The organism is Paenibacillus sophorae (genome assembly GCF_018966525.1).
Taxonomy (GTDB): domain Bacteria; phylum Bacillota; class Bacilli; order Paenibacillales; family Paenibacillaceae; genus Paenibacillus_AQ; species Paenibacillus_AQ sophorae.
The window spans coordinates 2,752,870-2,769,060 of record NZ_CP076607.1 but is presented as its reverse complement, the minus strand read 5'-3'; the positions used below and the strand labels follow the sequence as shown (position 1 = coordinate 2,769,060).

Genomic DNA, 16,191 nt, shown 5'->3' with positions numbered 1-16,191 from the left:
CTATAAATCCTGAATCTTTGATATCAGATTCACCTTCGGATCACTGGCGACTTTTCTGATCTCCAATTCGATTCCCTTTTCATGAAGCTTGCGGAAAGCATCGACATCCTGTTTGTCGACGGATACCGCGCCCGTAATCTGTGTCTTGCCTTCCTTGTAGCACATTCCGCCGACATTCACCGATTTGAACGGCACTCCGCCTTCCACTACACGAAGCACATCTGTCGGATTCGTAAACAGAAATAAGGTCTTGAAATCCGCATATTTCGGATTGTTATAAGCCTCGATCGCTTTGTCGATGGTCACTACATAGGCTTTTATTCCCGGAGGAGACACTTGAAGGAGCAGTGTCTTCCGCAATGTATCCGCTGCCACTTCATCGCTGACCGCGATAATCTTGTTGCACTTTGTTTCTTTCACCCATACAGTCGCCACCTGGCCGTGAATCAAACGGTCATCGATGCGAACAAATGAAATTTCCATTTATAATTCCTCCTCTATTTGGCTGTCTCTTATGCTGCGGAACGATTTCATTGAGTCCTGCCCGGCGCGGATCGCCAGATCGGCCAAATCTCCTAATTGTTCCGTCGATCTGTTCACCATAACGTCAACGATCATGGGCAGGTTAACTCCGGATACGATGTCCATATTCTCATAGCCTGCGGCAATCCGGCTGGCCGCGTTATAGGGACTGCCGCCGAACAGATCCACTAGAAAAATAACGCCGTCGCTCCACTCAAGCGTATCCAGTGCCGCTTTGAACTTATCGACAAGTCCGCTAACACTTTCACCAGGTTCAAACGTCACGCCGGCTACATTCTCCAGCTCACCGAAGACCATAGATGTCGACCTCAGCAGTTCCTCGGAAAATTTTCCATGCGTGCCTACAATAACAGCAATCATTTGTCTCACCCCCTAAATTCCTTTCGCCTATATTAGATATGCAAGACCCGTGCCAAACTTCTGTATGAAGAGAATATCCCTGGGCAAAATATAAAAATCCCCGGCTGCGCCAGGGATTTCTGTCCGAAAAAAAACGTGAAATTATTTCGGATTTGCTGTCTTCATACACAAATGTAAACGCTTCATACACTATATCATTTTAAAGCCGCCGTTTTATATACATCGCTCAGCATTTCGCAAATATAATATTTTTCATCATCGGAAAGAACCAGGTTAATACCTGAAGAAAATATTGAGGAGGCCTGATTCACCGCATCCATAATTTGAGGATCGAGCATCTCCGTCTCCCCCCGGTATACCAGCCCGTCGCGAATCACCATCCGCTCCAGCGCGTGAGCCGTATGGATCGCTATCTGGACCTTCATCGCATATTCGAAATCCGTATTCAGTCCGCGTTCAAGCGCCTGAACAAAGCTCATCAGGGTGCCCAGTATTTTGTGGGGATTCAGATAGGTCAGGAATTCCTTCAGGCTGTCTTCGCACAGATCCTTGATAACCACACTCTGATTCTCCTGTACAACGGGCAGCTCATGGTTCAGCAGCAGTTCTCTCAGCAGTTCCTCGCCGCTTGCGTCGATCAGCTTCTCCAGAGGAATGAACGGAACATTGCGGTCGCCCGGCCGCTTTACTCCGATCACGGCCAGAACGCTCTGCTTGGCCTGCTGTTCTTTGACCACTTTATCCAACTCCCTGATCTTTGCCGGGATAACCGCTATTTTTTTCTGCGTAAGGTCGTAAACGATCTTCTCGACAAACTCCTTGACCTTAACCGCGGCGCCTTTGCCGGACGAGCAGACCGTAATGATGACCTTATTGTCCAATATTGCGTTGGCCGATGCTTCCAGGTTGTTGTAGCCTCTGAAATCTTTAAGCGAACGGTAAATGTCCTCAAGCTCCATATCAAGAAGATTGGCCTTCCGAACGGCCTCAAGTGCAAGCGGCGTGGACACCATATCAATGGTCTTCACCTTGATCCCGAGCCGTTCCATAATCGTCCCTTCGAAATTGAGCAGGGAGCCCATGTCCACCAGCAGCAGCACGCCTCTGCCGTTGTCAATACTCTTTACTTTGTCAACAATAATCTCCAGAATCTCTCTTGGGCTGACATCGAGCGGCATGTCCACCGCGCAAATGTTGGAGCTTCCAAGCAGGCTGTCGACAACGCCGACAATACTGGTTGCCGTACTGTTGCCGTGCGCTGCTACGATAATTCCCACATTGCCCTTCCGCTCTTCCTCCACCGATTTGAGCAGAATCGCTACATACGTAATTTCAGCCTCCGGCACGCTTATCCCGAAACCGGATTCAACCATGTCCTTGATGGTCAGCGCCATTTTGTATTCTTCATCATTCGGGTCAATCGGATCATAGACGGGTTTGCCTCCGTACTTCTTCTCCCGGATCCGCTTAAGAAAAGCGCTTAGATGGAGACTGAAGGCATAGACGAACCGGTCGCTGTACCTGCGGTTCAGCTCCTGCTCAACCAGCAATTTGACCTGGTCGGCAAATTGGAGAATTTCCTTGTCGACAATTTTGAGAATCCGTTCCCTGCTGCCTTTCTGATTATAGAAACGGTTATAAAAGCTTTTAATATGGATGTTAACGTCTGTAGTGATAAATTTATTGATATAGCTGTCGTCGAGGCCCTCATCCTTCAGCAGGCTTATTTTGTCCTCTATCAGCTTGTAGAGGTTGAACGGCGGCTCAAGCACATCTTCTTCCATGGCATGGCTTCCTTCGGGAGTGATGTACAGCTGGGACGAAATGGATCCCAATTCTTCGCTTTCCCTGCGGCTCTTGCCAATGTTGAACAACCCTTCCCTGATGTTGCCCGGCAGCACTTTGAAGTCCAATCCGATATCTTCCTTATTCTCGCGGATGCTGTCCAGAAATCCCTTGGCGCAAACGAGCTGGATATTCGATTAAGCTGCCCGATATTGCCGTACGTGACGCTTCCGATCAGCGCTTTGGCCACTTCCGGATCGACCCGGATCGGCTTATTGACGCGAAGGGCCTCGCTCTCCAGCAGATGCTTCAGGATATGCAGCTGTTCCGAGGGCATCCGTTCCTGAAAAGGAGGGATGTTGATGGTAATCGGGATGCGTCTGATAAAGGTCTTCAGCATGGACGATCCCGGGTCTTCCGTCGTTGCCGCGACAAGCAGCACATTCGCGCTCCGCTTGCGCTCGGATTCGCCCAATTTATTGTACGTATGGGTATCCATGAAATAGAAAATCATTTCCTGGCCTTCCGGCGGCAGACGGTGAATCTCATCCAGGAACAGAATTCCGCCGTCGGCTTTTTCCACAAGCCCCTGCTTCTCCTGATCCGCTCCGGTAAACGCTCCTTTCACATGACCGAAAATATGGGACAGCAGCAGCTGCGGATTATTATAATAATCGGCGCAGTTGAATACGATAAAAGGCGCCTGCTCGGTAAACCGCTTCATGTGCTTGCCGTAGTTGTACATCAATTTGGCAAACATCGTTTTCCCAACGCCCGTCTGGCCTACAATGAGCGTATGCAGTCCCCTTGGCGGGTACAGAATGGCAGCTTTGCCCTGCTCCACCTGGTTGCGCATGCTGCCTTTAAAGCCGATCAGGGAATAAAAAGGGTCTTCCCGCTCCCCGGTCTGCAGTATTTCCCCAAGGCTGTTCACTTCGATTTGCTTCTCTTTCAGGTGAACGCGAAACATCTCCTCGATGGTCTGCTTATGAAGAAACTTGACCGGTCTTCCCTTGATTTTAATAATCCGGTCGGCGCGGAGGAGCTCATTCAATTCCTTGCTCACATTGTTTCTGAGCATGTTCTGGTTAGCCGCAATTTCCGCAGCCGTAATTCCTTCGCATTGAAGCAAAGCCTCCTCCGGAAATCCCTTCGTTTTTTCGGCAATATACTCCAAAATCTTATCGATTCTTCTCACCTTACGCACCTCCGGACTGAGCCGTTCCTAAATAAAGCGCTTGCTAATGTTTCAAGTATATAGGAGCCAAGGAGGAATCTCTATTACAAATCTGTTCTGCAGACCACAAAATTCTCTGGCGAAACTGTGATAAATGTTATGTGCTCACGGTTCTAAATTCACAAAAATGGAGATATAAAGTTATGGATAGTCGGCAGGAGATGGCCGACCTTCCTCCCAAATTGCCGCCGTTTCGTTCCAGAAGGAGTTGAAAGCATTTACATGATACAATTCGGACTCAAGCAGGAGCAGACCCTAAAACTGGCCATGACCCCTGAACTGCGGCAGGCGATTCAGATGCTGCAGTACTCGTCGGTCGAACTGCTCTCCTATCTGCGCGAACAGGCCAACGACAATCCGGTGATCGATCTGCAAGAAACCGATTTGACCATCGGCATCGGCTCGGAGCCGTCCGCTGCTCAGAAAGACTGGAAGGATTATGATGATAACCGCTCCGGAGATGGATACGCGCATTCCTCAACCACACAGGCTTTCGATCTGCTGGCCGCTATGGCCAATCCGGCCGATACACTCTATGAGCATTTGAAAAGGCAGCTGGGGCTGGTCCGCGGACTCACCGAAAGTGAATACAGAAGGGCGTTGTATCTGATCGGCAATCTTGACGAAAAAGGTTATTTAGAGCTGGATATGAAATCGGATGCCCGCTTATCGGGAGCTTCCCCGGATGAGGCGGAAAAGATGCTGGCGCTGATTCAGCGCTTCGATCCGGCGGGAGTTGCAGCCCGCAGTCTGGAGGAATGTCTTCTTCTCCAGCTTCGGAGAGACGGTAGCGGGGAGGGCCCTATCTTCCGAGTGGTGGAGCGGCACCTGGGAGACCTGGCGGCGAACCGGCTGCAAAAAATCGCGGACGCGCTCGGAACCGGCATACAGGAGGTGCAGCGGATAGCCGATTCCATCCGCAGGCTGAATCCGCGTCCGGGCGCATCGTTTGCCGGCCAAGAGCGACAGTCCGTTATTGCCGATATTACGGTGGAAAAAATCGGCGGCGAGTACACGGTATTCGTCAATGAGACTGGCGCGCCGCGCGTCTCCATCAATGCATATTATAACCGGCTGCTTAGAGAACAGCCGAACCGGGACGAAGCCTGTCAGTATATTCACGACCGGATGGCGGCGGCTTCCTGGCTGATCAAAAGCCTGGAGCAGCGCCGCACAACGCTGCTGCGCGTGTCGCGGGCCGTGGTGGAAATGCAGCGGGATTTCTTCGAGCATGGCATTCATGGACTGAAGCCGCTGACTCAGAAAGAGATTGCGGAGACAACGGGCCTCCATGAATCCACAATCAGCCGGGCCGTCGGCAATAAATACATGCAGACCCCCCGGGGATTGTTCGAGCTGAAATACTTTTTCACCTCTTCCCTCGCGTCGGCGGACGGCGACGCCGCATCCTCGGAAAGCGTGAAACTGCGAATTAAGGTAATGATCGATGGCGAAGACAAACGGAAGCCTCTCTCTGATCAGGCGATTACGGAGCTGCTGACGCAGGAAGGGCTTGAGCTGTCCCGCCGGACCGTGGCCAAGTACCGGGAGGAAATGCGCATCCTGTCATCCGCTAAGAGAAAACGCTTTTAGTTCGTCGTTTCGTAATTTTCAGATAGATAATAAGTACCCTGCCGGGGCGAGCTGTAATTTTAAGCACAGCCCTGGTAAGGGTTCTTTTTGCTGTTTCATTCATATTTTGCTGTCCCGAGCCCGAAGTTTTCCATATTGTAATATTTGATTCAAATTTGTGCGGTTTCCAGTCTCCAACCCGCTTTTCCCGCAGCCGACCGCCTGATTTCTGTTCCTTCCTCTCATTTTTACGCGCTATTTCGCTCCATTCTTCTGTCACATGTAACCTTATCTGACACAGCTATTCGCTAATAAATCCTGATTTTTCCCTCAACATGATATATGTCAATTATTTTGTCAGTATTTGTTGTTATAGTAATAGAAAAATTTTTAAGCATGTGGAGGGAATACCGATGTACAATGTTCAAGAAATCGCGCCCGCGATCTACTGGGTGGGTGGCACCGACAAAAGACTGGAACGTTTCGAGAATATGTTCCCGCTGCCTCAAGGAGTTGCCTATAATTCCTATTTAATAATGGACGAAAAGACCGCTCTTATGGACACAGTGGATTCCGCGATCAGCGCACAATTTCTGGAGAATATCGAGCATGTGCTGGATGGCCGTGCGCTGGATTATCTGGTTGTGGGCCATATGGAGCCCGACCATTGCGCCAATATCGAGGAGCTGCTGCGCCGTTATCCGGAAATGAAAATTGTCGGCAACAAAAAGACGTTCCAGTTCATGGAGCAGTTCTATACTTTCAGCAAGCCTGATAATTACCTCATCGTCAAAGAAGGCGAGGAGCTGTCGCTCGGAGAGCATACGCTGCGCTTTATCATGGCTCCATTTGTCCATTGGCCTGAGGTCATGTTCAGCTATGAAGTCTCGAAGAAAATCCTGTTCTCCGCCGACGCATTCGGCTGCTTCGGTTCGCTTTCGGGGAATATTTTCTCCGATCAGACGGATTTTGATGGGGTGTACCTAGAAGAGTCCCGCCGCTATTACTCCAATATTGTAGGCAAATACGGACCTCAAGTGCAGACGGTGCTGAAAAAAATAGCCAAGCAGGAAGTCGGAATGATCTGTCCGCTGCACGGTCCGGTGTGGCGCGAGAACCTGTCGTATATTCTGGACAGATATCAGAAGTGGAGCACCTACCAGCCGGAGAAGCGCGGCGTGGTGCTGGTCTATGCGTCCATGTACGGCAATACGGAGAACGTCATGAACCTGATCGCATCCAAGCTTGCGGCCAAGGGGGTTCAGGACATCCGCATGTACGATGTATCCAAGACCCACCCTTCCTATATCATCTCGGACGCCTGGAAATTCAGCCATCTGGTCTTCGGCTCCCCTACCTATAATCTGGGGCTGTATCACGGCATGCAGGCTCTGCTCCATGAAATGGCGTCCCTGAACCTGCAGAACCGCAAAGTTTCCCTTGTAGGCAACTACACGTGGGCCAACGCCGCCGTAAGGGAAATGACCGAAATCTTAGAGAGCATGAAAAAAATCGAGTTCGTCGGCGAACCTTTTGAAATCAACTCCGCCTTAAAGCCGGAGCAACTGCCGGAACTGGATCTGCTGGTAGAAGCCATCTATGATTCCCTGAATACCGATACGGCAGAAGCGGTCGCGGAAGGCGCGGGAACAGCCGGAAACTAACAGAAAGCAAGTTATCATGCTTGTCTATCCCATCATAATGGAGCTGCCTCTAAAGTCAGTAAAATGACTTGAGGCAGCTTTTTTATGCATAAATATGAAAGGCTTTTCTATCTTATGGGACTTAAAATAAACCGCAATCTATGGCTCCATCCGCTGCCGGAATAGACGATTGCTCGAAATGGGACCTCATGCCCTTGTTCCTGTTTTTCCCATAACATAGAATGATATGGATTTTGAATAAATACATAATTTGGGGGGAGAAAGGAAAATGAAATTAATGAAACCGTATTCCCGATTTCTGCTTTGCGGACTCTTGATGGGTGTACTGGCAGGCTGCGCGGAGAAGGAACAAGTCTTACAGAACACAGAAAGCAATCCGCCAACGCAAGCGGCCCAGGCCGCTAAGGTTCACTGGTCGTATGAGGGAGAGACATCACCTGAACATTGGGGCGAACTTGAAGAAGATTTCGGGACCTGTAAGGTGGGAAAGGAACAATCGCCTATCGATATTGAGGCTGCCGATGTGAAGAAGGATACCAGCCTCTCCCCAGTGGAAGTCGATTATTCGCCTTCGGAAGTGTCTCTCGTCAACAATGGTCATACTATTCAGGTAAATGTGTCGGGTGAGAACAACCACATTGTTCTGGAGGGAAAGACCTATGCGCTGATGCAGTTCCACTTTCATTTGCCAAGCGAGCATGAAGTGGGCGGCAAGCATGACGAGATGGAACTTCACTTCGTTCACAAGACCGCGGACGGAGATACTGCCGTGCTCGGCGTCTTGATTAACGGCGGCGCGGAGAACGCAGAACTGAACAAGCTGTGGTCCCGGCTTCCCCAGAAAGAGAGTGAAGAGGCAGTAGCGATTGACGGAAAATTCGATCTTAAGGCCCTGCTGCCGGGAGATCTTCACTCTTACCGCTATCACGGATCGCTAACGACGCCGCCATGCACCGAAGGAGTCCAGTGGATTGTGCTTCAACAGCCCGTGGAATGGTCCGAGGCGCAGATTGGCGCGTTCCGTACCCTGTTCCCGCATGATAACCGCCCGGTTCAGCCGCTTGACGGCCGGACACTTGAGACAGAAGAGTAACAGAGTAAAAAAAAGCAATAGACCGTCGTCCCGGCAGGGAAACGGTCTATTGGCGCCGCTTTTGTAATTCCGGCATCCACCATAACGCGGCAGGCAAGATCTTTGGTCTTAAGGGCGGTTCTACTTTTTCCGCTTCGGCTTATTGTATCCCTTGTCCCCAAAGGGCTGCAGCTTCTCAATCCACAGCTCAAGCAGCGCATCCACTTCTTCCTGATACTCTTTTAGTTCGGATCTATCATTCAAAGTTTCTTCACGCGGTTTAATTTGATCCAGCTCCTCAAATACGAAGCTGCCGCCGCCGTGTTCATTCCAGTCCTGCTTCAGTTCATTGATGTTGTTAATATTCGTCTGCTGTATAAACGCAAGCCGGTTTCTGGCCCCGGTCAGATCCATGCTGCCCAGCACCAGAATTTTACCGTTCTTCACATTTCGTATCTGGTAAACGCCCATCGGCCGAAATGACTGTACATATGACGAGGCAAGCTCTTTCTTCTTTTGCTTATCCAGAGACATCATTCTTCCTCCTTGGTCTTCAATCGGGTATCTTGAACCTTTTAATAGCCCATTTCCTTCAAAATCCGGGACAGCGTGCTTAGTCGCTCGCCGATCAGTTCGCTGTCATCGCTCAGCGCCTGGCTGAACAGCTTGATGTCTTCGTTGATTTTGTCGTTGTCCGTGCATACGGATACGGTCATCGCCTCCCCTTGCAGACCCACACGGTCAATCACCGGATTCTCGGGATCATACAGATTCTGATACTGGTAAGCCTCCCGGAAATGGACCATGCTTCTGGTCACCAGAATGGCAAGGTCAAGCACCCGATGAAGCGGCAGCTCCTCCGATTGTCTGGACCACTTCTCTCCCGTATGCCGCCACACCTTGGCGGAAATATCGACCTTCCCCCGGTCGTTCCACTGAGCCAATCCGAGCGATAATCCCTTCGTGTCCGAATGATTCGCATATCTGCCATCCACATTCTCGTAATTTTCGGATACAATAACCGGTTTATGCTTTAGCGTTGTTGGAATTTTCATTTCTTTGTTCACCTGTCCTTTTTCAGATGTTTCACATTTACTAATTTACTAAATTACTAATTCAGTGACAAGGGTTATGGTAGCCCAATTTGCAGCTGAAGTCAATAAAAAAACGCCTGGGTTTCCGCATCCCAAGCGTTAAATTCAAGTCTTTTTAAACCTTACTATCTGCTTTTTTCCTAATTCTAATCACTGCGCTTTTCGGGGTTCTCGCATCATGATATACGACAAACGCTTCGTTAAAATGCCGCAAATAATCCGATTCATGGGATTTCGGAGACAGGATAATCATTTTTCTGGACAGCTCCTGCTCGTACAGCGTGAATACTTTGGATTTTCTCCCTTCGTCCAAAGCGCTGTCGAACTCGTCCAGCACGATGTATCCCGGCTCCGCCTGAATTGTCTTCAGCAGCGCTAGAGCGAACAGAAGCGAGCTGAGCGATTCCTCGCCGCCCGACACCCCTTTGCCGACTCGTCCTCCCCGGCCCTTCATGCCGACTTCCTCCAGCGGGCCGCGATGCCCCTGCTTTCTGGCTTTGATATTCAGGTAATACTTGATATTCCCCTGCTTCATCTCCTGCATGTCCCAGCTCACTTCGCCGTCGAACGAGAACTGGTCCATATAGCGCACAAACCGGCTGCCCACCCGTTTGATTTCATAATTTGTCGTACTGACCAGCTTCTCCTCGAGCTCGGCCAGACTTTCCTCAAGCTGGCGAAGCAGCATGCGGGCGTCCTGCACCTCCTGCTCGCCCCGTTCAAACTCCGCTTTTACCTTCTCGTAATTTTCGACTGCGTTCTCGTCGACGGTTTCGCCAAGCGCCAGGTTTAGCTGAACCAGAGCGTCTTCCTTATGCGACTTTGCCTGCGCCGGATTCCAGTCCGGAACAACGGGAAAATCCGGAGACTCCTCAAGAAGCCCGGCGTATACCACTCTCAGGCGATCGGTCCAATCGCTGTAAAACTGCCGCTCCGCGGCGTGGTTCTCCTGGAAAACCTCCAGGCGCTCAAGCAGCTCCCGCTTCTCCCGGTCCAGCCCCTCCAGCGTTTTTTTCGACTCTTCGATATACTGGTGCTTCTCCCTGATCCTTCTCTTCGTCGATTCCAAAGAACGATCCAGCCGGTCGCTTTCCGTAAGCAGGTCCTGAAGCTCCCTCTCCAGTCCTTGCAGCCGTTCTCCGGAGGCTTCCAGCTCTTGGCCAAGCTGCCCGAATCGCTCGATCTTCGAGCTTTCCTGATCGGCGCGGTCGTAGATTTGCCGGTAGCCTTCGAGAGCTTCAAGCCGGACCGCAAGCTCGGCCGACGCCAGATTCAATCTCTGCCGCTCATCGGCAGAACGGTTCCGGATGTCCATCCATTTCCTCTGCTCGGCGGTCTTCCGGTCCAGCTCGCGCCCGCGCAAATCCCGCTCGGCGACGGCGCCAACGACCGTTTCCGCCTCTTTAATAAGCTGCAGCACCGAACGGATAAGATTTAGCCGTTCCTCGCATTCCGCTAGATCACGGCGGGCGGCTTCAAGCTGAAGCTCCTGCTTCTCTTGCTCTTCGCCGGCGCGCTTCACCCGCAGCTTGATTCCACGCGGGTTAAGAATCCACCGCTTGTCCTCCTGCGGGCCTCTCCGGCCAAGGGAATCGACAAGCTGGCCATTCTTTAACCTGGGCCTGGAAGAATCGGAGCCGGATACCAGTTCCCCGACCCACCACAACGCTTTCTGGGCTGCGGCGTAGGTCTGGTCGTCGAGATTCTTTTTCACCCGAAGTCCGAATAAAGCCAGCTCGTCCGCCGTTCGTTCCGGCACCACCGCCGGCAGCTCCACGTGATAGACATCCGTCGAAGCCGCGAAGCCTCTGGCATCGACGAACAGCGTATATTTGATAGCCTCGAGCTGGTCCTCCCGCTCCAGCGGAATATGCTCATCCATCTCCAGCAGATCGCGCAGCGTATAGACGGTCACACCTTTCCCGCGCAGACGGCGGATGGACGCTTCCTGCCTCAAGCTGTACATCCCGATTCCCTTGGTCAATGCCTCCAGCTCGTCCTCAAGCGACCGGATGCTCCGCTCCAGTTCCCGCCCGCTGTCGCGCAGGGAAGAACGCTTGCTTTCCAGACTCTCCGCTTCCCGTTCGAGAGCAGCGCTTCCCCCGTATTGGGCCAGCATTTTCTTGGCATCGCCGAGCCTCCGGAAGTCTTCCTCCAGGGCATACTCCAGTTTGCCGATTTCAGTGGCCAGCCAGTCCAGATGCGTCTGTGCCTCCTTGTATGCCTCCTCCGCCTCCCGGCTTTTTGCTTCGGTCTCCCGCATCTTTCCCCGGTCCTGCGCGAGCCGTTCTTCCACCTCGGCTCTGGAGTAGGGAATCGCCCGGATCTGTTTGTCCAGCTCCCTGAGAATATCTTCAAGCTGACGGTGCTCGTCATTCAATTGCTCGCGCAAGGCGCGCTCTTTCGCCGCTTCGCCTTCCACTTCCTCAAGCTGCCGGTTCAGTTCTTCCATGCGCTGTGTTCTTTCCTCATGATCCTTCCGATGCACTTGATGCTCCTCTTCCAGCTTCATCCAGCGGTCCAGTTCGCCCGCATGACGCTCTTCAAGCTCATCCATCTGCTCCCTCAAAAGTTCCTGCTCCCTGCCGTACAGCCGCTCAAGGGCAGCCGAAGCGGTTAGTACACTCTCAAGACCGAGCCTGCGCCGTTCGTTCCGGCTGATCAGCCGGTCCCGCTCCTGCTGCCAGTTGCCCAGGTTCAGCCTATGCGAATGTTGGTTGCTTTCCGCTGTCTGGAGCGCCGACTGCGCGTCTTTGCGTTCCTCCTTCACCTTTTCCCAGTTGTGCTGCATCCGCTCTATGCCGGTCATCTCGCTGAAAATTCGGAAGCGCTCCTCCGGCCGCATCACAGCGAACTGGTTCACATCCTGCTGATACCAGATCAGGTAAAAGGCATCCGGGTCCACTTTATATTTATGCTGGAGCTGATGCCGGTACTCATGAAGATGGTTCGTGCTGTCTCCCGGCGTATAGCGGGTCTCTTTATTCCATTTCCACGGCTCATTGCCCTCGCAAATAAAGTATTCCTTCCGCAAGGGATCGCCGGGTTTCTGCTCCAGATTCAGCCGGAAGCCGATGTACGCGGCCGCGTCGACGGGACTTGTTCCGATGTTGGCAAAAACAAGCTGAATCGTCGCCCGCCACACACGGTCCGGCGGCAGATTGCGGGAACGCAGCCCCTCCAAATCCACTTTGGCGGAAGCCAGCACCGCTCCGAGGCAGAACGTAATCGTTGATTTGCCCGAGCCGTTTGGCCCGCCGATCAGCACATGGTCTTCCGGTCCGCCCCATTCCAGCCTCGTATCCGAGAAATCGCGGATGCCGCTAAATTCCAGCGCCCAGGGGTTCAATATCCCTCACCTGCCTCCAGATTGTAGCGTTTATAGAATTTCAGAACATCGTCCATATTCAATTGCTGGGAATGGCTGAATTCAGCGAACCGTTTTAAATAGGAATCCGAGAACAGCCGCGCCCCGATCGCGGTCAGCGCATAGGCTTCCTCATTGGATGGATTCTCATAGCGGGACACGGCGCCCAGCTTGATGAGCGTATCGAGGTTCGCCAGGATTTTCCGCCTTACATCCAGCGATTCATGCCCGAATGCCTCCAGCAATTGGGTAAACAGGGTATAGTCATTCTGCAGCACTTCCTGGTGATAAAAAATAAACATCAGCAAAGCCAGACTCTCGGACGACATCAGCTCTCGCGCCTGTCTGGCGGGCACATGAATCAGCACGACCGCCCGGTCTCTGCGCTCATCATAGATAAGCCTGTAGTAGCGGGCAACCGACTGATTCACCCTTTTCACAAAAGAAGCAAATCCCTGCTCATCCCCCTGCTCCAGCTTCAGAATCTTCATCACCTCGCGCCGGGACAGGCCGAAGCTACCGCTGCGGACTGCGGCCGACGACGAGAACATAATCTGCACAAACGCATATTCCTCATCGGGACTGAGCACCGCGGACAGCCGTTCCATCGCCCCCAGCGGCAGGTTGCTGTGCAAGCTCTCCGGTTCTTCTAACGACATGCTGATCTCCTCCTTCGTTCACAAGCTGCCATTCGGTCTGTGCGCCGCCTGCCCGCAAATCTGGGGCGGGATCTTCTCCCCGTTCAATCACCGCCCGCTGCCCGCCCACCAGAGCGGAGACCGCCAGCAGCGCGTTCAAGGCGTCGCTCCAGCGCTCCGAGCCCGCCTCCAGCACAAGCTGCTCAAGACCGACGCTTTCCCTTTCACGCAGAATCCGCTCCGCTTCATCCGTCCGAATCCTCGCTTTGGTCAACTGCCATTCGATCTGCGCCAAATGAGTGCCGAGCTCCTCCTCGGTCCATTCTTCCGTCTCCGCATATTCCGGCTCCAGACGTTCCCGAATCGGCTCGGTGGAAGGCACATAGCTTTCCAGATAGCTTACTGTATCCGCCAGTTGGAGATTGGACACGGGAGAAGCGAACTGAACGGGCACCCACATGCCGTCCAGACGCTCTCCGGGAGAGCGGTCCTGCTCCAGAAAGCTCAATATCTCATGAGCGTTTGGCAGTTCGGAATCGGCGGTTTTGTAGAAGGAACGGATAATAAACTGGCGGATGGCCTGCGGGGAAATCTCGGACCGGACCTCGGTCTGCTGCAAGTGGGCGAAGCCCAGAAACTTATTCAGTGTGCCTAAAGACACCTGCGTTCCTTCAAACATGATTTCCGTGCCTTTTTTGAGCAAGGGCGCAAAGGAAGCCCCTTCTTCAAAGGTGGTGAATTTGTCCAGCCGCTCATTCATCCGCGCGTTCAGCTCCTGCATCAGATCCACAATAATCCGGATTTGCGGCAGGGCATTCCGGTCGGCGAGCAGTTCAAGCTGCCGCTCTTTCAGTTTGTCCACGGCATCAAGACAATTGCGGATCATACTGGCCAGCCGGTTTCCGCCCGAAATCCCCTTGTCGTCGTAAGCCTCGCTGAGATCCGCATCCCTTCTCGCCTGAAACAGCGAGCGGGCTACGTCATCCTGCATATAGTAAGCCAGCGAATCATTCGCCAGACGAATCAGCATATCCATCATCCGTTTGCCGACATCCATCATCGTAAGTCTCCGCTTGCTGCGGATGATCCAGTTATATTTCTGCAGCACATTCAGCAGACGCTCCATCGGAATTCCGGGCTCGTATCCATAGCGGTTCCTGAACCGGTAAAAGAGCGCGTCCGCATCCTCCAGCGGCTCGTCCAGCCCAAGCGCCTCCTGCTGGATCAGGTTCAGCATTTTTAGAATCTCCAGCACTTTCAGCGGTTCTTCGAAGTATTCCCGCAGTTCGGTCAGCACCCCCGCGAGCTTGACGAGATCCCGCAGCGATTCCTTGCGAAGATGTTCGGGCACCCCGCCGCCAAAGATAGAAATCAAAGCTCCATCCACATGTTCCAAATGTCCGTATCCCCCATTTCCGCTTCCTGCTCATCTGCTTGGTTCCGGTTCAGTCCGGCAAGTGCCGCTGCCTCATAAGCCTCCCATGTACGGAAAAGACAGGAGCGCGGATCGTCACCCTTATGGTCCCCTGCAACCGGAAAAATCCATTTCACCGCCGCCGGAGACGCCGGCTGCAGCAGGGCTTGCACGTTTCTTGCGATGTCCAGCCCGGACTTGTCGCCGTCGCACCATACAATGACCTGCCCAATCGACTTCGAGCCGGTTAATACATCCTTGATCAGCTTACGGTGTCCGCTTCTAAGCTGTCCGTCCAGCCCGATAATCAAACTGCCCGAGTTCAGCAGAAAGTCAGGTTCAGCGCTCATCCGTGTGAGCACGGCTCGATTCTCGGTCAGCCATAATGTATGGCAGCCGGTTCGGAATTCGGTCTTCCAAACGGTCACATCAGTAACCGCGTGCAAAAAGCCTTGCGGATAAGTAAATCCGCCGCTTCCGCTCAGTTCTCCGGCAAAGAAAATCGGGGTAACCGTTCCTGCGCTGCACAGCCCAAGCAGCGGGAGAGGACAGCCGATCTGTTCCTCCGCCGCCTCCAGAAAATCCGCCTTATAGGGATCAAAGCGCTTCGAGCCGCCGATTTCCCGGTAGTAACGCGCCCCTATCTCCTTCCAGTCATAATGAGCGCGGGCGGCAGCGATTTCGGCCAGTGCGATAATAAAATCGACATAGAATTCCAGCTTTCTGCCCTGCCATGGCTGCTCTTTGTTCCAGATGACCTCGAAGACCTCTTTATAAATGCAACAGTGTTCGAGCTTTGCTGCCATATCCTCTATAAAATTCCACAATAATTGCCGGTTTTCCTTCCCGGCCAGGCCATCCGGGTCTTTATTCCGCTCTTCCAGTATTGTTCCAAGCCGTGCATGCCAGTTCGCAATGGTCTGCTTCTCCCGTTCCTGCGCACGTGTTCTTTTCCGCTCAAGGTGAATATAAAGCGCATAACCCATAACATACTCCGTGCGCGCTACGGTTTTCCCATCGGACTCGTACCGGTCTTTCCGCATAATCCATCCCTCGGCCAATCCTTCGGAACACAGCGACGCATCCCGGATTTCACGCAGCAGCTCACGCTCGCTCTTCCGGACCCTTGGACTATGAAACAGCCGTTCCAGCACTTCAGGGACACTATTTTCATGAGAGAGACCGGTATCCGCATGCCCGCCGGTGATTTTTCCTATGCGCCTGCGTGTTCTTGAGCCTGCCCTGAAAATATCAATTTCGAAGCCCCTGCCAGATTCGCTGAAAGTCGCGGGCTCAAGCTCCAAGCCTTTGGATAAATAATGAGAACATATGAAATCGACAATCTCCGTATTTAACAAGCTTTTACATCCCCTTATCGATCCGCATAATTATGATCTAGTATAATACAAGAGTTGAGTTATGCAGTTCAGGATTATGCAAAATGC

At 52.5% G+C, this 16,191-nt stretch carries 13 protein-coding genes; 3 read left to right on the top strand and 10 right to left on the bottom strand.

The genetic code is table 11. From position 1 onward, the window contains the following. From KP014_RS12980 to KP014_RS28755, 4 genes are all read right to left on the bottom strand, one after another. On the bottom strand, positions 1-483 hold the full coding sequence (locus KP014_RS12980) for a mannose/fructose/sorbose PTS transporter subunit IIB (protein WP_025692747.1): 483 nt from the start codon (positions 481-483) through the stop codon (positions 1-3). After that, a complete protein-coding gene (locus KP014_RS12975; RefSeq protein ID WP_036604222.1) occupies positions 484-903 on the bottom strand; it encodes a PTS sugar transporter subunit IIA in 420 nt (139 codons plus the stop codon). Between the two features lie 194 nt (positions 904-1,097). Beyond that, complete coding sequence (locus KP014_RS28760) at positions 1,098-2,687, bottom strand: PRD domain-containing protein (protein WP_246590753.1); 1,590 nt, start codon at positions 2,685-2,687, stop codon at positions 1,098-1,100. Further along, positions 2,642-3,886: a sigma-54-dependent transcriptional regulator gene (locus KP014_RS28755; RefSeq protein WP_246590715.1), complete on the bottom strand. Its 1,245-nt coding sequence runs from the start codon at positions 3,884-3,886 to the stop codon at positions 2,642-2,644. The genes KP014_RS28760 and KP014_RS28755 overlap by 46 nt, the downstream gene beginning before the upstream one ends. A gap of 261 nt (positions 3,887-4,147) precedes the next feature. Between KP014_RS28755 and rpoN the strand changes: the two genes are divergently transcribed. From rpoN to KP014_RS12955, 3 genes are all read left to right on the top strand, one after another. Continuing rightward, positions 4,148-5,518 carry an RNA polymerase factor sigma-54 gene (gene rpoN / locus KP014_RS12965; RefSeq protein ID WP_090834579.1) on the top strand — a complete coding sequence of 457 codons (1,371 nt, stop codon included), beginning with the start codon at positions 4,148-4,150 and terminating at the stop codon, positions 5,516-5,518. A gap of 392 nt (positions 5,519-5,910) precedes the next feature. After that, positions 5,911-7,161, top strand: coding sequence for an FprA family A-type flavoprotein (locus KP014_RS12960; RefSeq protein ID WP_051500662.1), 1,251 nt, complete (start codon positions 5,911-5,913; stop codon positions 7,159-7,161). 268 nt (positions 7,162-7,429) lie between these two features. Next, entirely contained in the window at positions 7,430-8,254 is an 825-nt protein-coding gene (locus KP014_RS12955; protein WP_036604449.1) for a carbonic anhydrase, read from the top strand. A 120-nt stretch (positions 8,255-8,374) separates the two neighbouring features. On the opposite strand, the gene KP014_RS12950 is transcribed toward KP014_RS12955, so the two are convergent. The 6 genes from KP014_RS12950 to KP014_RS12925 form a co-directional block, all read right to left on the bottom strand. Further along, positions 8,375-8,770, bottom strand: a complete 396-nt coding sequence (locus tag KP014_RS12950; RefSeq protein WP_246590714.1) for a GIY-YIG nuclease family protein — start codon at positions 8,768-8,770, stop codon at positions 8,375-8,377. A 38-nt stretch (positions 8,771-8,808) separates the two neighbouring features. Next, complete coding sequence (locus KP014_RS12945; RefSeq protein WP_036604453.1) at positions 8,809-9,288, bottom strand: DUF6530 family protein; 480 nt, start codon at positions 9,286-9,288, stop codon at positions 8,809-8,811. A 154-nt stretch (positions 9,289-9,442) separates the two neighbouring features. Continuing rightward, positions 9,443-12,676 carry an SMC family protein gene (locus tag KP014_RS12940; protein WP_090834578.1) on the bottom strand — a complete coding sequence of 1,078 codons (3,234 nt, stop codon included), beginning with the start codon at positions 12,674-12,676 and terminating at the stop codon, positions 9,443-9,445. Continuing rightward, positions 12,673-13,353, bottom strand: coding sequence for a hypothetical protein (locus tag KP014_RS12935; RefSeq protein WP_036593380.1), 681 nt, complete (start codon positions 13,351-13,353; stop codon positions 12,673-12,675). Before KP014_RS12935 ends, KP014_RS12940 begins: the two co-directional genes overlap by 4 nt. Then, positions 13,268-14,719 carry a hypothetical protein gene (locus KP014_RS12930; RefSeq protein ID WP_063619466.1) on the bottom strand — a complete coding sequence of 484 codons (1,452 nt, stop codon included), beginning with the start codon at positions 14,717-14,719 and terminating at the stop codon, positions 13,268-13,270. The genes KP014_RS12935 and KP014_RS12930 overlap by 86 nt, the downstream gene beginning before the upstream one ends. Continuing rightward, entirely contained in the window at positions 14,704-16,104 is a 1,401-nt protein-coding gene (locus KP014_RS12925) for a hypothetical protein (protein ID WP_090834577.1), read from the bottom strand. Before KP014_RS12925 ends, KP014_RS12930 begins: the two co-directional genes overlap by 16 nt. Positions 16,105-16,191: the final 87 nt, after the last annotated feature.